The sequence below is a fragment of the Nocardia colli genome (genome assembly GCF_008704205.1).
Lineage (GTDB): Bacteria > Actinomycetota > Actinomycetes > Mycobacteriales > Mycobacteriaceae > Nocardia > Nocardia colli.
In genome coordinates, this window is sequence record NZ_VXLC01000004.1 from 780,181 (window position 1) to 798,731 (window position 18,551).

Below are 18,551 nucleotides of genomic sequence, written 5' to 3' on the forward strand. Positions count from 1 at the left end.
CTACCGCGCCGGCGTGGCCGGAGTGAGGTCGATGCCCGCCGGCGGACGTAGTCGGCGCAGGGTTCCGTCCATTGCGGTGATGTACAACGCCCAGCTGTCACCATCGCGGGCGATGCGGACCGAGGTGGTCCCGTCCGGCGGGATGCGCGTCGGGCCCGGTTTGATCAGGCCGGTGATGATCGCGCAGGCCGCGCCGGACTCGGTGTTCACCTGGTTGATCGAGCCGAACGCGTGGTCGGCGACGTACAGCGTGTTCGCGCGAGTCGCTTCCATGTCGTCCGGTAGTGAGATCAGGTTCGGGATTCCGGTGACGACGACCGGACGATCCGGGGCATCCAGCGGGATACGGAAGATCCGCATCGTCAGGTTGTCGGCGTAGACGGACTTTCCGTCGGCGGCCAGCGCGATGCCGTTGGACAGCGGCAGATCCGCCCACGTGCGGGTGTATTCGCCGGTGGACGGCCGATAGCGGGCGATCCCGGTCGGCGTTCCGGTGGTGCCGATCGTGGTGAACAGCAGATCACCGTCGGGTAGGAGCAGTAGTCCGTTGGGGCCGTTCAGCCCGGTGAGCAGGGTCGTCACCACGCCGGTCGCCTTCTCGTACCGTTGCAGTGTGCCGGGAGCCTCGGTCATCCCGTCGCCGGTCAAGAAGTAGATATATGGGCCCGCGACCCGCACACCGGCCGGATGGTCCAGTCCGGTCAGCAGCTTCTCGAATCGACCCGCGCCGTCAACGTGCGCAAGGAAACCGTCGACGATTCCGGTGACATAGAACCCGCCGTTGCCGTCGGAGTCGAGGTTCTCCAGATTGCCCACCCCCTCGACCAGCGTGGTCGCCTCCCAGCCGTCCGCGCACATGGCCGGCACCGGGTCCGCTGTCGCCGTGGGCGCCCCGGCGAGGATCCCCGCCGCGACCGCCGTGGTGAGCAGTGCCGCCCGAACTCGATTGCTTCTCAACCCGATTGCGCTGCGCGCCATTCGATTTCTCCCCATCCCGCTGGTCATGCGCGTCAATCTAACAGCAGCTCCAGGCGCCGGTCGGGTGGTGAAATCCGGCCGATCGGATGAGTGGCAGGTCAGGGATGCGGCCCCGTTCGGCGGATAGCCGTTTATCCACATGTGGATGACTCGAGACCCGAGCTGGGAAATCTGGCGACGTACCGGTAGCGCCGCGAGCGCGCGCTCGTAGGATGGGCCGGGTGACTCCCACCGATGCATTCGCGACCGCTGCGACCGACACCGATCCCGGTGTGGACGCCGAATCCGGTGCGGCGCAAGAGGTTCTACGCCGGGTCTTCGGTTACGACAGCTTCCGCGGTGATCAGCGCGAGATCGTGGACCACGTGGTCGCCGGTGGTGACGCGCTCGTGCTCATGCCTACTGGCGGCGGTAAGTCGCTGTGCTACCAGGTGCCCGCGCTGGTCCGGCCCGGGGTCGGCGTGGTGATCTCACCGCTGATCGCCTTGATGCAAAACCAGGTGGACGCGCTCAGTGCGCTCGGCGTGCGCGCGGGCTTCCTGAATTCGACGCAATTCCCGGATGAGCGCCGCACCGTCGAAGCGCAGTTCGTCGCGGGGGAGTTGGACCTGTTGTATCTCGCGCCGGAGCGGTTGCGGCTGGAGTCGACGGCGCAACTGTTCGATCGCGGCAAGGTGGGACTGTTCGCCATCGACGAGGCGCACTGTGTTTCGCAGTGGGGCCACGATTTCCGGCCCGACTACCTCGCGCTGTCCATGCTGCACGAGCGCTGGCCCGACGTGCCGCGCATCGCGCTGACCGCCACCGCGACCGCGAAGACCAGCGACGAGATCGTGCAGCGCCTCGATCTCGGCTCGGCTCGGCGCTTCGTCGCCAGCTTCGACCGGCCGAACATCCAGTACCGGATCGAGCCGAAGAACAAACCCGATCGGCAGCTGCTGGAATTCATCCGCACCGAGCACGCCGGGGACGCGGGCATCGTCTACTGCCTGTCGCGCAACTCGGTGGAGAAGACGGCCGCGTTCCTCACCGAGAACGGCGTCAGCGCGGTGCCGTATCACGCGGGGCTGGACAACCGCACCCGCGCGGAGAACCAGACCAGGTTCCTCCGCGAGGACGGCCTGGTGGTGGTCGCGACCATCGCCTTCGGCATGGGCATCGACAAGCCGGACGTGCGTTTCGTCGCGCACCTCGACCTGCCGAAGTCGGTGGAGGGCTACTACCAGGAGACCGGCCGCGCGGGCCGCGACGGACAACCGTCCACGGCGTGGATGGTGTACGGCCTCAACGACGTTGTGCAGCAACGCAAGATGATCGACTCCTCGGAGGGTGACGCCGCCCATCGCAGGCAGCTGCAACTGCACCTGGACGCCATGCTCGGGCTGTGCGAGACGGTGTCCTGCCGGCGCGTGCAGCTGCTCAACTACTTCGGTCAGCACGATCAGCAGCCGTGCGGCAACTGCGATACCTGCCTCACCCCGGCCGAATCCTGGGACGGCACCGTGCCCGCGCAGAAGCTGCTGTCCACGGTGCTGCGGCTCAAACGCGAGCGCGGCCAGAGCTTCGGCGCGGGGCACATCATCGAGATCCTGCTCGGCAAGAAGAACCCCAAGGTGCTGCAACACGATCATCACGAGCTGACGGTGTTCGGGATCGGCACCGACCTGCGCGACCTCGAATGGCGCGGCGTGGTGCGGCAATTGCTGGCCGGCGGGCTGCTCGCGGTGCACGGCGACTACGGCGTGCTCACGCTCACCGAGGCGAGCAACGAGGTGCTCTTCGAGGGACGTCAGGTACTGCTGCGCCGCGAACGCGAACGGCCGACCAAGCCGGCGCGCACCGCCAAGTCGGGCAAGGCCGCGGCCGCCGCCGATCTGGCGCCCGCCGATGTTCCGTTGTTCGAGCGGCTGCGCGAGTGGCGGGCCGCGACGTCGAAGGAACAGGGCGTACCCGCGTACGTCGTCTTCCACGACGCCACCCTGCGCGAGATCGTGGCGCGCAAGCCGACCAGCCTTGCCGAGCTCGGCAAGGTCGGCGGCGTCGGCGAGAACAAGCTGGCCAAATACGGCGAAGGAGTACTGGAGGTCCTGGCCGCGGAGTGAGATTCTGCACCTTTCGGCCGGCTGACCGGAAAGTGGATTCGGTCCCTCGCTTTCGGTGAAAGACACTGTGCGGCATCGCTATTGGGTTGTCGCACGGCAAGTAGACGTATGCGAACATGCGAATGAGAAATAGTCCGGTAACCGCCCGGTTGCCCACTATGCCCTTTTTGTTCAGAAGACCTCGCAAGGCTCCAGCCAACCGACGTATCTACGAACAATGGAGTTTTCGCTCATGCCCCCTGTCTCGTCGCGTTCCATGCCCCGCCGGTTCCGCGCGGGCGCCATCCTGGGCGCCGCTGTTCTCGTCGGGGCCCTGGCCGCCTGCGGTTCGTCCGATTCCACGAAGCAGGGCAACGGCGATCTCCTCACCCCCAACGCCAAGGGCACGGTCACCGAGAACGGTGGCGCCCGCCGCACCACCGGCGACCGCACCGACGCGCTGCGCGCCTCGCTCAACGGCAACCAGGCCAAGAACGTCATCCTGCTGATCGGCGACGGCATGGGCGATTCCGAGATCACCGTGGCGCGCAACGTCGCCGAGGGTGCGGGCGGCTACTTCAAGGGCATCGACGCGCTGCCGCTCACCGGCTCCTACACCCACTACTCGCTGGACAAGAAGACCGGAAAGCCGGACTACGTCACCGATTCCGCGGCCAGCGGCAGCGCGTGGTCCACCGGCACCAAGACCTACAACGGCGCCATCGGCGTCGACCTCAAGGGTGACCCGCAGACCAACCTGCTGGAGATCGCCAAGGCGAACGGCAAGGCCACCGGCAACGTGACCACCGCCGAGATCCAGGACGCCACCCCGGCCGTGCTCGGCGCGCACGTCACCGACCGCAAGTGCTACGGCCCGGAGGAGACGGCGGCGAAGTGCCCGACCAACGCGCTGGAGAAGGGCGGCCTCGGCTCGATCAGCGAGCAGCTGCTCAACACCCGTGCCGACGTCACCCTCGGCGGCGGTTCCAAGAGCTTCGAGCAGAAGGCGGCCGGCGGTCAGTGGCAGGGCCAGGCCCTGCGTGACCAGGCCAAGGCGCGCGGCTACAACATCGTCGCGGACAAGGCCGGCCTGGACGCCGTCACCAAGGCCGACCAGGACGCGCCGGTGCTCGGCCTGTTCAGCCCCGGCAACATGCCGGTCCGCTGGACCGGCGACCTCGCCGTGCAGAACGGCCTGAACCTGCCTGCGCAGACCTGCAAGCCCAACCCCGAGCGGGCCGCCACCCAGCCCGACCTGGCGACCATGACCCGCAAGGCGATCGACCTGCTCAAGCCGCGCAAGGATGGCTTCTTCCTGCAGGTCGAGGGCGCCTCGATCGACAAGCAGGACCACAACGCCAACCCGTGTGGCCAGGTCGGTGAGACCGTCGACCTGGACGAGGCCGTGCAGGCCGCGCTCGAATTCGCCAAGAACGACGGCAACACCCTGGTGATCGTCACTGCCGACCACGCGCACAGCAGCCAGATCGTCCCGCTGGAGACCAAGTCGCAGTCGCTGACCAGCAAGGTCGTCACCAAGGACGGCGCCGAGATGGGTGTCTCCTACGGCAACGCCGAGGCCGGCGGTTCGCAGGAGCACACCGGCACGCAACTGCGCGTCGCCGCCTACGGCCCGCGCGCGGCCAACGTGGTCGGCCTCACCGACCAGACCGACCTGTTCTTCACCATGTCCGACGCGCTCGGCCTGGACCGGAGCAAGAAGCCGGTCGCCGCGGCGAAGTAGGTCTCCCCAGTCGATCCGGTCCCACCCGGCATCGCCATCGCGCCCCCGATGGGTGAAGATGGTCGCCGGGTGGGACACCGGACTGCAGAGGACATCGCATGCCTGACAACAGCTTTGGTCGCCGGGGCTTCCTGGCCGGCGCGGCGGGCGTCGCGTCGCTGGTCGGGCTCTCGCCCGCGCAGGCGGTGCCGATCGCACCCGGTGTCACCAAGTTCGGCTTCCCGACCGGACGTAATGTGCGGGTACTGATGACCGGCGACGCCGGCACCGGGACCCGCACGCAGTGGGCCGTCGCCAACGCCATGCGCGAATTCCACCGCCGCGAACCGGTTTCGCTCGCCGTCGGCCTCGGCGACAACATCTACGAATCCGGCCCGAACAGCGGCACCGATCCCCAGTTCGCGGACAAGTTCGAAAACCCCAACGCCGGACTGGATTTCCCGTGGTTGATGGTGCTCGGCAACCACGACACGAGTTCCGTGCTGCCCGGCGACGGCGGCTGGCTGGCGCGCGGCAATCACGAGGTCGAATACCACGCGAACTCACCGCGCTGGTGGATGCCGAGCCGCTACTACTCGGTGCGGGTGCCCGAGCAGAACCCCGTCATCGAGTTTTTCGTCCTCGATCTCAACCCGCTCGCGGCTTACATCCCGCCGATCCTGTCCCCGTACTGGGCGGTCGACGGTCAGTTCATGAACGAGCAGCGCGCCTGGCTCGACCAGGCCATCGCCGGATCCAGCGCCACCTGGAAGATCGCCTGCACGCACCACCCGTACCTCAACAACGGCCCGCACGGCGACGCCGGACACTACGAGGGCCTGCCCATCGAGCCGATCAACGGCATCCACGTCAAGCGGTTCATCGAGCAGCACGTCGCCGGCGCCTGCCAGTTCCTGTTCTCCGGGCACGACCATTCGCTCCAGGTGCTGGAACCGACCGTCGAATCCAAGGGCACCCGCCAGATCATCTCCGGTGCCGCCGCCAAGACAGTGGGCGCCGAGCCCGCGGTCACGCCGCGCGCCGGGCACCCCGCGCTGTTCGAGAACTACCACGAGCTCGGTTTCATGGTGTTGGATCTCACCCCGGCCACCGTCGATCTGCGCGTGTTCACCGTCGACGTGGCGACCTCCGCCGCCACCCAGGCCTTCGCCCGACGTCTCGCCTGAGTACCAACTCTGTTGCGGCGCGCGGGAATTGCGGCGTGTCGCGGGCGGTGCGGGCTACCGTGCTGGCTATGGCTACCGGTGATGGCCCGGACGATGGGGACTCGTCGGGCAGTTCCCCCAGCTCCGAGGTGCCGGACGCGCCGCCGAACACCCGCCGGGGGATCGACCCGACCGTAGAGAGTGTGTGGTTGCGGCATCGCCCGCCCCCGCGGCCGGGCAGACCGCGTTTTTCCACGGTACTGCTCGTGCTCGCCTTCATCGCGCTGCTCACCCTGTGGGTTGTTCTGCACCCCGGCGGCTAGTTCGGCCGGTGCCGCGCCTCGACCTGGGAATAATCCGGTTGCCGCGTCACTTAAGGTTGATCGTTATGAAGGAACAGGGGCGCAAGGTCATCGCGACCAACCGCCGGGCGCGGCACAACTACACGATCCTGGACGTCTATGAGGCCGGGATCGCGCTGGTCGGTACCGAGGTCAAGAGCCTGCGTGAGGGCAAGGCCTCGCTGGTGGACGCGTTCGCGACGGTCGACAACGGCGAGGTGTGGCTGCGTGGGCTGCACATTCCGGAGTTCAGCCACGGCACCTGGACCAACCATTCGCCGCGCCGCGTCCGGAAACTGTTGCTGCACAAGCGTGAGATCGACCGCCTGGTCGGCAAGTCGCGCGAGGGCAATCAGACGCTGGTCCCGCTGTCCATGTACTTCTCCGACGGCAAGGTCAAGGTCGAACTGGCTCTCGCCAAGGGCAAGCAGGACTACGACAAGCGCCAGGATCTGGCCAAGCGCGACGCCGAGCGGGAAGTCACCCGCGAACTAGGGCGGCGCATCAAAGGCATGCGCTGACCGCCGTCCTATTGGCGCTGGTAGCCGCCCTCGGCTACGGCGTGAGCGACTTCTACGGCGGAGTCGCTGCTCGAAAGGTGACCGCACTACGGGTCGTCATCTACTCGTACCCGTTTTCGGTTCTGCTCGTGCTGCTGCTCCTGCCGTTCGTCGACGGGACTCCGGACGCCGCGTCGATCGGCTGGGGTCTGGCGGCGGGCGTGGCCAGCGGTGTCGCGGTGTGGTGGTTCTACGCCGCGCTCGCCAGCGGTCCGATGGCCGTGGTGTCGCCGCTGACCGCGGTGCTGGTGGCGGGTGTGCCTGTGCTGGTCGGGCTGGTGATCGGGGAGCGACCCGGGTTGCTCGCCTTCATCGGGATCGCTTTTGCCCTGGTCTCCGTGTTGCTGGTCAGCCGGGAATCACCGGACGCCGTCACCGAAGAGATCACCGGCGGGCGTGAGCTGCGCTTCACCAAGAAGGTCGCCCTGCTGACCGTCGGATCCGGTCTCGCCTTCGGCTTCATGTTCGTCTTCCTGCATCAGACCGCCGCGTCATCCGGGCTGTGGCCGTTGCTCGCCCAGCGCGGCGCCGCCACCGGCGTGGTGTGGATGACCGCCCTGTCGGCCAGGCAGTTCAAGCGGCTGCGCGGTGAGCCGCTGCGGCTGGCCTGCTACATCGGCGTGCTCGACGTGATCGCCAACGTCGCGCTGCTGCACGCCTTCCACGGATCGCTGCTCTCCCTGGTCAGCGTCATCGGGTCGCTGTACCCCGCCACCACCGTCCTGCTCGCCATGGTGCTGCTCGGCGAACGCGTCGGCCGGCAGCAACAGGTCGGCATGGTGCTCGCCCTCGTCTCCGTCGCGCTCATCGCCGCAGCGTGAGCAGGTGCCGGGACACCCGGCCCGATAATGGGAAGAACCGCGCTGTGGCCGGTGTTAACATGAACAGCCCGGCAAGGTGCCGGGACGTACGGGGCTGAACGGTTTCGACTTTGTACGTAGATTCAGGGGAAGCGTGTCGGTGCAGGCAAGAGACCACCGTAAGCGTCATTGCAACCAATTAAGCGCCGATTCCAATCAGCGCGACTTCGCTCTCGCTGCCTAAGTAGCAGAGCAAGTCTGTCAGTCCGGGTTCGTCTCTCGACCCGGGTCCTGGCATCAGCTAGAGAGACTTACCGTCCTGGCCGGTCGCGGACCAGAACGGAACACCAAACAGCGACTGGGATCGTCATCTGAGCTTGTTCGCGAGACCCAGAGATCCAAGTAGAGACACAGCGAACTGCACACGGAGAAGCCCTGGAGACACGGCAGAGGACCCGGGTTCGATTCCCGGCAGCTCCACCGCCCAAAGGCCCTTCACTTGCGACGCAGGTGAAGGGCCTTTTTCATGCCCCGACTACTCGAAGATCGGGCTGTTTGGGCACACCTTGCAGCGGCGGCTCGGATCCAACGCCCGTTCGATCGGCCACGCCGTCGTTTCGACGCGGTCTGCAGACGGCCCGACCCGTGGAAGGCTGAGCCGATGGCGCGCACCGAGTTCTACGACGATCCAGCCGCACCAGAGCCGAACAGTCTCGTCGTCGCGGCTTCCGCCGTGGTGAGCGACGGCGAGGGCCGCATCCTGCTTCAACGGCGCGCCGACAGCGGGCTGTGGGCACTGCCTGGCGGCGGTATGGAGATGACTGACAGTCTCCCTGGGTGTGCGGTGCGAGAGGTCAAGGAAGAAACCGGTCTCGACATCGAAATCACCGGTCTCGTAGGCACTTACACCGATCCGCGCCACGTAATCGCCTACAGCGACGGCGAAGTCCGTCGCCAGTTCAACGTGTGCTTCCTGGCCCGTGTCATCGGGGGAGACCTCGCAATCTCCGATGAGTCCACTGAACTACGGTTCGTAGCCCCCGCCGAGCTGGACAGCCTCGACATGCACCACACACAGCGACTCAGGCTGACCCACTACCTCGAGGGGCGATCCACGCCATACCTCGGCTGAAGATTCCACCGACGACATCCGATATTCCGCTGCCGAGGACGCATTCTGGGCCAAGTGCATCGCTAACGGAGGAAAGTGAACGGGTTGAGTAAATTCGAGGTGGACGACGTGTTCAGGGTGAGCTTCCAAAGGCTGCCCATCGTTACCGGATTCGTCGATGGGGAGTTCACGGTCGGGCAGGGAGTCGAGCTCGCGAAGGCCGATGGTCGAGTTTACCGTGGCGTGATGACGGGGATGCATATTCACACGTCCTCGGTCGCCCCGAATCATTTCTCGATCACATTTTCCGAACCCGTCTCGGATAATGTCGAGCCTGGCGACGTCATCACCACTATCGATCCTGACGGTGGGCAGCCCTAGGGGTTTCAGGCTTTCCAGAGTGGTGTGGGTGAGTCCGCCGGTCAGCTAACAAGTTCTTGTGGTGGGCATCGGTCGACCGACGCGCCGAGAACACCGCGGGCGCGACCTCGGACTACTGATGTGTTGTGATTCGACATGACGGTGAGGAGGGCGACTGGAGGCAGTGAATGGTGGAAACAGGTGGGTTCAGGGGCAAACTGAGTCGCCGCACCCTTCTCGTCTCGGCCTTGGCCGCACCCTGGCTGGTCGCGAGCTGTTCATCGGACAACAAGCCTGCGGGCGATCTGGCGCACACCGACGTGCTGTTCATCGGCGCGCACCCGGACGATGAATCCAGCAACCTGTCCACCTTCGGCCAGTGGCACGAAAACCGGGGCTGGACCACCGGCGTCGTCACCATCACGCGCGGCGAGGGCGGCGGCAACGCCGTCGGTTTGGCGGAAGGACCCGAGCTGGGTCTGCTCCGCGAGACCGAGGAGCGCACCGCCACCGCCCTCGCCGGCATCGAAAACATCTACTACCTCGACAAGCCGGACTTCTGGTACACGCTCTCGGCGCCGCTGACCGCGCGGATCTGGGACGAGCGAGACACGTTGGCGAGGCTGGTACGACTGGTCCGCCGGACCACACCGCACACCATCGTGGTGATGGATCCTCGACCGTTCAATCAGCATGGCGGGCATCAGCTTTCGGCCCGGCTCGGGATCGAAGCGTTCCGAATGGCCGGCGACCCGAACGCCTTCCCCGGGCAGATCGCCGACGAGGCGCTGACGCCGTGGCATCCCACGAGGCTCTTCGCCCAGAACTACGGCTTCGATGCATTACTGGGTCCAGACGCTCCGGAACAGCCGCATACCGACTCCAGCACCGGGTTGCCGGTCATGGGTGTCTGGTCCGGCGCACCTTCGCGCGAGCACAACACCACCTGGGCGCAAGTCGAGCGTGACGCGGCTCGCCTATATCTCACACAGGGTTTCGCCGCGAAGCCCGCACAGGAGCCGACGGACCCGCAGCAGCTCGGTTCCGATTGGTTCACCGTCCTGGCCGACGACGGCCGCTTCGTCGAGGTGCCGGTGCACCGCCAAACCGAACTGAAACCGCTGTACGCAGAGTTCGCCGCCTGGGCCGACCGGACCGGGTTGCCTTGGCTGGCAAACCGAGTCCAACCGGACTACCCACCGAACCCCGAAACTACGGTCCCCGCCGTTGCCGTCGCGCCGACTCTCAACGGTGTCGAAGGACCGGGGGAGTACCCGGGACCGGAACTGCCACTTGCCATTTGGCAGGGTGGCGACACCTGCGCGGCAACCGCGAAACTGTCCAGGCACGACAACGATCTATACGTGCTGGTCACCGTGACCGACGACCGTAAGGGCGCGGAACTGACCGCCGACGACATCAAAAGGCATTGGCGCACAGACTCGGTCGAGATTGCCATCGATCCCAGTGGAGACTCCGACGACACCTCCACAACTTTCAAGACCGGCATCCTGCCGTACACGGCAAGCGGGGGTCCGGCCGCCGAGCGCGACGCCGACAACCATCAGGGCGCGACGACACCCGGAATGCAGGTGGCCGCAGTCGTCTCCGAGCCCTACCGCGGTTACTCGGTGGAGGTGAAAATCCCGCTCGACGAATTGCCCGCACCGGTCGACCCCGCCAAGTTCGCGATGAACATCCTGGTCTACGACTCCGACACCACCGACAAGACCGGCCAAACCCGCTTGGCCTGGTCACCTTTCGGCAGTCCCCAAGCAGACCCTTACGTATGGGGCACTGCGACCCTCGCCGACTACCACCCCGCGCCGACACCCGAAATACCGCCCGCCATACCGCAATCCGCCGCCCGCAGCGCCGACTCACCCGCATCACTGGCCCAGGCCGAGCGCACCCGAGTCCCGATCGCCGGCAATCCCCGCTAGCCCGGCCCTCCTCCTGCCCGCCCGGTACGGTGAAAACACCGGCTAGTGAGGGGCTTTGGTCCCGTGGAGGACGTAATGACCGAGCAGCGATCCCGTGCTTTCGACATCGGCACGATGCCCCGCGGCGGCCCGAACGCCTCCTGGCTCGACCGGCGCATGCAGACCGACGTACTCGAATACATCGACCGCTACGACGTATCCGACGAGATCAAACAGGTAGTGATCAGCGAACTCGACCGCCAGGACTGGCACGAGAGCAACGCCCGCACCGCACTGTCTCTGGTCGCCGACATCGACAATCCCCGCATCCTCGAACTCGGTGCAGGCCACGGAAAACTGTCGGCCAAGATCCTCGAACTACACCCCACCGCCACGGTAACCGTCACCGACCTGGACCCCACCTCGGTCGCCAAGATCGCCGCCGGCCCCCTCGGCACACACCCACGCGCCCACACTCAAGTCGTGGACGCCACCGCCATCGATGCCGCCGAAAACAGTTACGACCTAGTGGTATTCGCGATGTCCTTCCACCACCTACCACCCGCCCTCGCCTCCCGCGCCATCGCCGAAGCCACCCGCATCAGCGCCAAATTCCTGGTAATAGACCTCGCCCGCCTACCAACCCCGGCCCTCCCACTGATCCCGCTGCTCGGACTCCTCATCGCAGCACCAGGCGCACTCCGCCAGGGCCCACTCACCATCCTGCCTTTCCTGCACGACGCCATAATCAGCATGCTCCGCGCCTACCGCCCTCAAGCCCTGACCGCCCTCGCCCAAGCCGCCGACCCCGCAATACAGGTCGAATTCCTCCCCGCGCAGCCACCTCTCACCTGCGCCGTCTTTTCACGGACATGATCAGGTCAGAGGCGCGTGCCCTTGGCCAGGTTGCATCTGCGGCAAAGGATCTGAAGATTGCCAACACTGGTCGCCCCACCTCGGCTCAGTGGGATAACGTGATCGAACTCCAGGTAGTGAGTGTCGCCGCATTGCTGGCATCGACCGCCATCTCGTTGCCACACTTCGGATTTCACATCGGGTGGTATCGATCGGGAATCTCGTTGCCCGGGAGCAAGTACCAGCCGCTTCGCGACCCGTAGTGCTCCTTCGAGAACGGCGGCAACGTATTCGGGGTCGGGAACGCTGTACGTTCCACCACCGCGAGCAGTAGTCGCGGAGACAATGACGTTGCCGTACTCGCTGGCAATCGAGACGATTTTTGACCACGCCAATTCGGTACCGGCGCCTGCACCGACGAATCGCAACTTCTTGCTGCTACCGATCAACCTGCCGTTGTTGTGCCTTGGTCCATTTGCCAAGTACTTGATTTGGGCTGCGTTGACGTCGATGTACAGCGTCTCGTCAGCTTCCAGATGCAGGCCCGGTCGTCGGATGCGGGGCAGTTCGCCGGCGCGCACCTGGGTGAGTGATCGACCGCGGAGCATGCGCTGTCGAAGTTCGTCCACCCGTCGTTGGGCAGCGCCCAGGTTTACCGCCGCTTGCAGATCGGTCACCGCCCGCTCGAAATCGTCGAGTTCATGCGCCTCGATTTCGTCGTCGGCGAAGGCGAAGGTGACCACTCGCTCCAGATACGCGATCGCGATCGGGCGCAGCGCTTCCCGACCATTGGTTTCATGTATTCGCTGGAAGCGCAGGGCGATCCACAGCTCGTCCCAGGCGGTGCCGTGCGGACCTGTGGTGGTCAGCACCTGCCAAGCCTGGGACCGCCATGTTTCCATGAATCTGTTGACCTCTGACTCACACGGTCGACAGGGTGGCGGGCTCCCGAAGCGCGAAACTCGTTTCGCCCGGCCGCAACGCTCGCAGACTGCGGGATCTGACGGAAACAATTGTGTGGTGTCCTCGGTCCAAGTCGTACCGTTCCACCAATGCACACGAAATGAATCACTCGGGTCTGGATACCATCCGGGTTCCAACTGTTGCTGAGGTGGCGCGTTGCCAACCAGCGGAACGGGTGATCCCGCCGGTGGCAGGGTGGCGGGCGAATCGTCGACTTCGACGCCGAACTCCTCGGCAAGCCCGCGTAGCCCGCTTGTCCAGCCTTGGCCGACCGCGCGGAATTTCCACATTCCGCCTCTGCGGTAGAGCTCGCCGAACACCATCGCTGTGACGGCGTCCGACTGATCGACATCGAACGAGATCAGTGTGCCGTTTCCGTTCTGAACGCTCAACGTGAGATCGGGGATGTCCCGGAACGAACCTCCGTCGACCGATCCCGAAATGACGATCCGGGAAACACCAGCTTCGACTGAGGTCAGTGAGATCGAGAGCGCTGCCCGGCCAGCCATGGACTCGACCATCGAGACCGAACCTGATGGGTGACGTGGCGCGTTGAAGAAGACGAAGTCGTCGTTGGTCCGGATCTTTCCGGTTTCTGCCAAGAGCAGCGCTTGCGGATCGACCTCATGCCGCGATCCCCAGGTGAGTGTCACTGTGACTGTCTGCGCGGTGACTGCAGTGTTCCCACCTCTTGCGAGTTTCACTTGGCGCATACCGTTTCCATGACGAGATTCCGCTACACGCATGGTTGCTGGTGGTGCATATGTGTCCTCAATTGCGGCGCAGGCTGATTCGGTTTTCCTGATCGAGCAGCCGCTGCCACTGTGTGGTTGGGAATCAGGTGTTGATATGGAGCAGGTAGGCGCGTGGCGGGTTGCCGGTGGGCGATGTGTAGGCACGCTCGATCCAGTCGTTTGCTTTGTCGCTCCAGGTCCAGCCGGCGTCGAGGCGGGGGAGGGAATGACCTGACACCAGTGGGTACTTTCCGGAGAAGCCGGTGACGACCATGAGGTGATCGATGTAGCCGTCGGCGCCGTTGTCCCAGTCGTAGCCGATCACGTCACCGATTTGGGCGTCGGGGACGTCGTTCTGCCGCCAGTTCAGTTCGCGGATCGACGCGTATTTCTTGTTGATCAAATGGTTCTTCAAGCTGTCGGCATGCGCCGCGGTCTTGGTCGGCCCCTGGTCCGTCCACTTGGACGCCCATTTCGTCGGATCTGGACTGGAACTCGTCCAGTCCGCGTCTTGTGGCAGGCCGCCGACCCACAGCACCTTGGACACGTACCAGGTGCAGTTGTTGTCGAACTTGATCGGGTCGGGATCGTCGTACACTCGTCCCCGAGCCCAGGTCACCGCCTTCGTCCGGTCATAGCCCACCTTGGCTCCGGCCGAGCCGGGGGCTACGCCGAACACGCTGGCGGCGAGCGCGAGTGCGCCCGACCCGGCAAAAAGTGTTCGACGGTTGACGCGTGCGCGCGCAGTACTCATCGGCACGAACCTCTCTCGCGACGACGCCGAACGCCGCCCTGATGACACAGGCACGTTCCATCACCGCAGTTACGCGCCCGTTGGTGGCGGCAACGCCCGCCATCGAACCTGACCGTACGCAGCGCACCGCTATCGCGTCTGTACGCCGATCGGCCGACATGCTCGACCGAGTATGAGAGATGACTTCTAGGCGGAAAAGGTGGTCGCGGTATTGGTGACCGCTGTTGTTCTGGTGGTCTCGGTCATCTTCGGTTATTACTGGTGGTTGTTCGGCAAGCCTGATTGGTATTGGCACGGCCGTCTACGATCGCGTTGTCCGGCAAGCGATTCGAGCTGAAAGGGCCGATTCCGAAGTCGCGGGAGGTGCGGTGTCTGGGGAAGAAATCGCTTCCGCTGACCGGTCTCGAGTACTGCCGGGTGGATCCTCCGGAGGCGTCGATGGCGGCGCTGTTCTGGTACCACGGGGAGGTCACACCCTCAATATTCAAGACCCGCTGTAGTTCCGGTATGCTGCGGCGAGATCCGGGCTGGGACGTAAGGTCGAGGCGACCGCATACTCCGAGCCTTGAAGAGGGTGGCGCCGATGGTGGCTGATGAGGTTGTTGCGAAGTTCGACTCCGTTGATACGACTGCTATCTGTGATGCGGATAAGTCGATTCGGGTGTTGGACAGTGGGATTCGGGCGCGGTCGGCAGGAGTGCGGATTGTGGGGACCGCGTTCACTGTGCAGTGCAGGGGTGACTTTTTCGGGGTGCTGCGGGCGATCGAGGCCGCGTCGCCGGGGGAGGTGATCGTTGTGGACGGGGGTGGGCGTGAGATCGCTTTTGCTGGTGAGCTTTTCGCGCGGGGGGCGCTGGTGCGGCGGCTCGGGGGGATCATCATCGATGGGGGATATCGGGATATTTCGTATGTTCGGGGGTGTGAGCTGCCGATCTACAGCCGGTTTGTGACGCCGATGGCGGGGACTACTGCTCAGCTCGGTGAGCTGCAGATTCCGGTGACCTGTGGTGGTGTTCCGGTGTCTCCCGGCGACGTGATCCTTGCCGACGAGGAGGGGATCATCGTGGTCGAGCCCGAGCGGGTCGAGGCGCTGCTCGACGCGGCTGCGGCTACCAAGGAAGCCGAAGCCAGGGTGGTGGCGAAATTGGATGCGGGCGCGACGTTGAGTGATGCGGTGAACGTTGCCGCGCATACCGAGGCTCTGCAACGCGGCGAACGTTCGTCGCTTCAGTTCTTGGCCTAGAGCTGAGGTCCGATCTCCCGGATGACCTGGACGAGCAGGTCCGCCTCGGGTTCGGTGATGCGCCAATTCACGAAGGTGGGGCGTAGCGCCGTCACGCCTCGGTAAGTGGTGGTGCCGACGTAGACGCGGCCGTCTTCGAGGATGGCCGCGCCTAGGCGGGCGTTGAGGGCGTCCAGGTCGGGTTCCGGTACGCCGGGCGGGCGGTAGCGGAAACAGGTGACGCACAACTGGACTGGGGCGAGCAGTTCGAAGTCTGGTGCGCCGTCGACGATTCGGCCGAGGTGGGCGGCTACGTCGAGATGGCGTTCCACCATTTCCCGGTGGCCCGCACGGCCGTACGCGCGCAACGTCGCCCAGATGGGGAATGCCCGTGCGCGGCGGGAGGATTCGGGGCCGTGCATGTTGTAGCTGATCTGCTCGTCATCGAGGGTGGGCAGGTAGGCGGCGCCCCAGCCGCCGAAGGTCTTGCCGAGGATCGAGCTGTCCTTGACGAACGAAAACCCGCTCTCCTGTGGCACATTCAGCCATTTGTGCCCGTCGGCGGTGATCGAGTCGGCGCGTTCGACACCGCGGGCTAGGTGCGCCGTGCGCGGAGAGATCGCCGCGAACAATCCGAACGCGCCGTCGACGTGTAGCCAGGCGCGGTACTGCTCGGCCAGATCAGCCAGCTCGTCGATAGGGTCGGAGTCGCCGGCGTTCACCTCGCCGAGGTTGCCGACGATCACCGCGGGCGCGCCGTCGAGCTCGATCAGCGCCCGCTCCAGCGCGGCCGGATCGATCCGCCCGGCATCGTCACGGACGAAGGTGCGCAAGGTATCTCGTCCGCAACCGAGAAGCTGCAACGCCTTGCGCGTGCTGGCGTGCACGTATCCGCTGGTCAGGACCGGCATTTGCGGCAGCCCGACCAGACCGTCGGCGACCACGTCGACTCCGTGCCGATCAGCCCACCAATAGCGTGCTGCCGCCAACCCGGTCAGGTTCGCGAAAGTGGCACTGGGCGTGAGCACTCCGCCGAAGTCCTGCGGCAGGCCGAACAGATCCTTCAACCACCCGAGCACGACGGTCTCGAGGCGCGACGCGAGCGGCGACGTCACCCACAGCCCCGCGTTCTGGTCCAGCAGTGCGGTCGCCCAATCCCCGGCCATCGCCGCGGGTGTCGCCCCGCCGACCACGAGATGGAAGAAGCGCGGGCCGGAAGAGTGCACTGACGCCTGGGTCCCGACCGCGAGCAACTCCTCGATCGCCGCCAATGCGCCCGCGCCCTGTTCCGGCAGCGGGCCGCCGAGCTCGTCGATGAGCGGGTCGGCAGTGGCGTCGCGCACCAGGCGCTCGGGCAGGCTGTCCAGGTACGGCCCCGCCGCCTGGTTCACCAATGCCAGCGCCTGCGCCGCGAGGTCCTGTTCGTTCAGCGGATCACCCATGCCTCACCGAACCGCGCCCCGGCCCTCTTTGTAAATAGCCAGTCGGCCAAGGTGATTGGTCACGGCCGGTCCGCGGCACGCCGAAGCGGCAAACGATCTGGAGACCGCTGCCGAACGACGCGCCCGCCGAAATCACCCTGTCGAAATTTGAGTGTCAAAGTAACTTCATAGGAGACTTCAAGTAGCTGGCTACACTGTCGTGCGTGACAGCGGACCTGCCTGAAGCGGACCTGGGTTATCGCCTGCTCGCCGAGCTTCGCACGGTATCCGACCAGCTAGATGCCGCGCTGGTGAGCGTCCTGCGTGAACTGGATCTCACCGTGCCCTCCGCGAACGTCCTCTGGCATCTCAATCCGGCGGCCCCGCTGCCATCGATGTCCGAGCTGGCCCGCCGCACCTGCAGCGACCCGTCGACGGTCACCTTCATCATCGACAAGCTGGAGAAACGCGGCACGGTCGAGCGACTACCCGGGCCGGACGACAAGCGGGTGAAAGTGGTTGCCCTCACCGCCGCCGGGGCGGCCCAACGCGAGCAGCTGGTCGACGCGATGACCCAGCATCTGCCACTGCGCCGGCTCTCCGCCAGGGAGCAGCGGCAGCTGCACCGGCTGCTGGCTAAGGCCACCTCCATCGCCTGATCGGCGACGAGAGCTATTCGCTATCAATAGATTTCACTGCCACTCTGCTGTCATCGTCGATGTCCCGAATGAGAATCTTTCTGGCGCTTGAAGTTACGAAACCCCCGCTAATCTGAACCCATGATCACGCTCAAGAAAGAAGACGGCGCCGCGGATCTCGCCGGCGTCACCAAGCTGAGTGTCGGCGTGAGCTGGGATCCTTCGGCGGGGACCAGCGGCGGGGCACTCGGCTGGGCACGCCGCAAGAAAGGCGTCGACCTGGACCTGATCGCCATCCTCATGCAGGGTGCCGAGCCGGTCCGCTTCGCCGGACTCGACTCCCTCGACCCGCTGGGCAACGGCTCGGTCCTGCACAGCGGCGACGAGCAGACCGGTGCCGCAGCCGGCGACGACGAGACGGTCCACGTCACCTTCGCCGACGTGCCCGGCGGCATCGACGCCATCGTCTTCGTCGCGGCCGCCTTCAAGAAGGGCAGCTCGTTCGAGAAGGCGAACAACATCAGCTTCAAGGTCTACGACGCGAGCGGCGGCAGCAGCCAGCAGGTCGCCGACATCTGGCCGTCGCTACTCGGCGCGGACAACGCCAACGCCGTCGCCCGCGCCTTCCGCTCCGGCGCTACCTGGCAACTCGAAGTGCTGAACCGCAAGGGCAAGATCAAGCAGGGCGACAAGCAGGCCCTGCTCCGCTTCGCGATGGCCTAGCGATCAAGTCAGATGATCGAATTCGCCGCTGAGCCAGCGGATGTGCCGCTCGGCTGACTTGCGTACGGCCTGCTCGGCGTCGCGATCAATGGTGTGCCCGCCGAGGGTGTAGAGCCGGTCGTAGGAATACGGGTCGAATCCGTCGACGATGCGGCGCACGACGGCCGCCGAGAGCGGGAGGGTTGAGGTCAACCCATTC

18 protein-coding genes and 1 other RNA gene are annotated in these 18,551 nt (G+C 65.5%); 14 read left to right on the forward strand and 5 right to left on the reverse strand.

What is annotated here, in order from left to right; translation table 11 throughout:
- On the reverse strand, window positions 1–978 hold the full coding sequence (locus tag F3087_RS15630) for an SMP-30/gluconolactonase/LRE family protein (protein WP_150402610.1): 978 nt from the start codon (window positions 976–978) through the stop codon (window positions 1–3).
- Window positions 979–1,190: 212 nt separating this feature from the next.
- On the opposite strand from F3087_RS15630, the gene recQ reads away from it, so the two are divergent.
- The 11 genes from recQ (at window position 1,191) to F3087_RS15685 (ending at window position 11,918) form a co-directional block, all read left to right on the forward strand.
- Entirely contained in the window at window positions 1,191–3,080 is a 1,890-nt protein-coding gene (gene recQ / locus F3087_RS15635) for a DNA helicase RecQ (RefSeq protein ID WP_223885087.1), read from the forward strand.
- Window positions 3,081–3,312: 232 nt separating this feature from the next.
- Window positions 3,313–4,803, forward strand: a complete 1,491-nt coding sequence (phoA, locus tag F3087_RS15640) for an alkaline phosphatase (RefSeq protein WP_396897554.1) — start codon at window positions 3,313–3,315, stop codon at window positions 4,801–4,803.
- A gap of 98 nt (window positions 4,804–4,901) precedes the next feature.
- Window positions 4,902–5,969, forward strand: a complete 1,068-nt coding sequence (locus F3087_RS15645) for a metallophosphoesterase (protein ID WP_150402611.1) — start codon at window positions 4,902–4,904, stop codon at window positions 5,967–5,969.
- Between the two features lie 68 nt (window positions 5,970–6,037).
- Entirely contained in the window at window positions 6,038–6,271 is a 234-nt protein-coding gene (locus F3087_RS15650; RefSeq protein ID WP_150402612.1) for a hypothetical protein, read from the forward strand.
- Between the two features lie 65 nt (window positions 6,272–6,336).
- Window positions 6,337–6,810, forward strand: a complete 474-nt coding sequence (gene smpB, locus F3087_RS15655) for an SsrA-binding protein SmpB (protein ID WP_150402613.1) — start codon at window positions 6,337–6,339, stop codon at window positions 6,808–6,810.
- A gap of 11 nt (window positions 6,811–6,821) precedes the next feature.
- Entirely contained in the window at window positions 6,822–7,670 is an 849-nt protein-coding gene (locus tag F3087_RS15660; protein ID WP_263407209.1) for a DMT family transporter, read from the forward strand.
- 90 nt (window positions 7,671–7,760) lie between these two features.
- Window positions 7,761–8,132, forward strand: a transfer-messenger RNA (tmRNA) gene (ssrA, locus tag F3087_RS15665).
- A gap of 178 nt (window positions 8,133–8,310) precedes the next feature.
- On the forward strand, window positions 8,311–8,781 hold the full coding sequence (locus F3087_RS15670; RefSeq protein ID WP_150402615.1) for an NUDIX hydrolase: 471 nt from the start codon (window positions 8,311–8,313) through the stop codon (window positions 8,779–8,781).
- A gap of 75 nt (window positions 8,782–8,856) precedes the next feature.
- Complete coding sequence (locus tag F3087_RS15675) at window positions 8,857–9,141, forward strand: hypothetical protein (protein WP_191093970.1); 285 nt, start codon at window positions 8,857–8,859, stop codon at window positions 9,139–9,141.
- A gap of 167 nt (window positions 9,142–9,308) precedes the next feature.
- Window positions 9,309–11,063 carry a sugar-binding protein gene (locus F3087_RS15680; RefSeq protein ID WP_150402617.1) on the forward strand — a complete coding sequence of 585 codons (1,755 nt, stop codon included), beginning with the start codon at window positions 9,309–9,311 and terminating at the stop codon, window positions 11,061–11,063.
- A gap of 75 nt (window positions 11,064–11,138) precedes the next feature.
- Window positions 11,139–11,918: a class I SAM-dependent methyltransferase gene (locus tag F3087_RS15685; protein ID WP_150402618.1), complete on the forward strand. Its 780-nt coding sequence runs from the start codon at window positions 11,139–11,141 to the stop codon at window positions 11,916–11,918.
- A 5-nt stretch (window positions 11,919–11,923) separates the two neighbouring features.
- Here F3087_RS15685 and F3087_RS15690 read toward each other — a convergent pair whose 3' ends face one another.
- Window positions 11,924–13,606 carry a TerD family protein gene (locus F3087_RS15690; RefSeq protein WP_317983921.1) on the reverse strand — a complete coding sequence of 561 codons (1,683 nt, stop codon included), beginning with the start codon at window positions 13,604–13,606 and terminating at the stop codon, window positions 11,924–11,926.
- Window positions 13,607–13,697: 91 nt separating this feature from the next.
- Entirely contained in the window at window positions 13,698–14,348 is a 651-nt protein-coding gene (locus F3087_RS15695) for an amidase domain-containing protein (protein WP_150402620.1), read from the reverse strand.
- Between the two features lie 583 nt (window positions 14,349–14,931).
- Between F3087_RS15695 and F3087_RS15700 the strand changes: the two genes are divergently transcribed.
- A complete protein-coding gene (locus tag F3087_RS15700) occupies window positions 14,932–15,591 on the forward strand; it encodes an RraA family protein (protein ID WP_150402621.1) in 660 nt (219 codons plus the stop codon).
- Here the strand turns inward: F3087_RS15700 and F3087_RS15705 are convergent.
- Window positions 15,588–17,012 carry a pyridoxal phosphate-dependent decarboxylase family protein gene (locus F3087_RS15705; RefSeq protein WP_150402622.1) on the reverse strand — a complete coding sequence of 475 codons (1,425 nt, stop codon included), beginning with the start codon at window positions 17,010–17,012 and terminating at the stop codon, window positions 15,588–15,590. The genes F3087_RS15700 and F3087_RS15705 overlap by 4 nt on opposite strands.
- Before the next feature lie 203 nt (window positions 17,013–17,215).
- Here F3087_RS15705 and F3087_RS15710 point away from each other — a divergent pair, with 203 nt between their 5' ends.
- Complete coding sequence (locus F3087_RS15710) at window positions 17,216–17,650, forward strand: MarR family winged helix-turn-helix transcriptional regulator (protein WP_191093971.1); 435 nt, start codon at window positions 17,216–17,218, stop codon at window positions 17,648–17,650.
- 120 nt (window positions 17,651–17,770) lie between these two features.
- A complete protein-coding gene (locus F3087_RS15715; protein WP_150402624.1) occupies window positions 17,771–18,352 on the forward strand; it encodes a TerD family protein in 582 nt (193 codons plus the stop codon).
- 3 nt (window positions 18,353–18,355) lie between these two features.
- Here the strand turns inward: F3087_RS15715 and F3087_RS15720 are convergent, their stop codons facing one another.
- Window positions 18,356–18,544 (reverse strand): hypothetical protein, encoded by a 189-nt coding sequence (locus tag F3087_RS15720; protein WP_223885088.1) that lies wholly within the window; start codon window positions 18,542–18,544, stop codon window positions 18,356–18,358.
- Window positions 18,545–18,551 lie beyond the last annotated feature (7 nt).

What these genes read in the sequence shown, in the direction of transcription:
- F3087_RS15630 (WP_150402610.1), bottom strand. Translation starts at nt 978, where the DNA reads ATGGCGCGCAGCGCAATCGGGTTGAGAAGCAATCGAGTTCGGGCGGCA.
- F3087_RS15645 (WP_150402611.1), top strand. Translation starts at nt 4,902, where the DNA reads ATGCCTGACAACAGCTTTGGTCGCCGGGGCTTCCTGGCCGGCGCGGCG.
- F3087_RS15700 (WP_150402621.1), top strand. Translation starts at nt 14,932, where the DNA reads ATGGTGGCTGATGAGGTTGTTGCGAAGTTCGACTCCGTTGATACGACT.
- smpB (WP_150402613.1), top strand. Translation starts at nt 6,337, where the DNA reads ATGAAGGAACAGGGGCGCAAGGTCATCGCGACCAACCGCCGGGCGCGG.
- recQ (WP_223885087.1), top strand. Translation starts at nt 1,191, where the DNA reads ATGGGCCGGGTGACTCCCACCGATGCATTCGCGACCGCTGCGACCGAC.
- F3087_RS15685 (WP_150402618.1), top strand. Translation starts at nt 11,139, where the DNA reads ATGACCGAGCAGCGATCCCGTGCTTTCGACATCGGCACGATGCCCCGC.
- F3087_RS15705 (WP_150402622.1), bottom strand. Translation starts at nt 17,012, where the DNA reads ATGGGTGATCCGCTGAACGAACAGGACCTCGCGGCGCAGGCGCTGGCA.
- F3087_RS15690 (WP_317983921.1), bottom strand. Translation starts at nt 13,606, where the DNA reads ATGCGTGTAGCGGAATCTCGTCATGGAAACGGTATGCGCCAAGTGAAA.
- F3087_RS15650 (WP_150402612.1), top strand. Translation starts at nt 6,038, where the DNA reads ATGGCTACCGGTGATGGCCCGGACGATGGGGACTCGTCGGGCAGTTCC.
- F3087_RS15715 (WP_150402624.1), top strand. Translation starts at nt 17,771, where the DNA reads ATGATCACGCTCAAGAAAGAAGACGGCGCCGCGGATCTCGCCGGCGTC.
- F3087_RS15695 (WP_150402620.1), bottom strand. Translation starts at nt 14,348, where the DNA reads ATGAGTACTGCGCGCGCACGCGTCAACCGTCGAACACTTTTTGCCGGG.
- phoA (WP_396897554.1), top strand. Translation starts at nt 3,313, where the DNA reads ATGCCCCCTGTCTCGTCGCGTTCCATGCCCCGCCGGTTCCGCGCGGGC.
- F3087_RS15680 (WP_150402617.1), top strand. Translation starts at nt 9,309, where the DNA reads ATGGTGGAAACAGGTGGGTTCAGGGGCAAACTGAGTCGCCGCACCCTT.
- F3087_RS15670 (WP_150402615.1), top strand. Translation starts at nt 8,311, where the DNA reads ATGGCGCGCACCGAGTTCTACGACGATCCAGCCGCACCAGAGCCGAAC.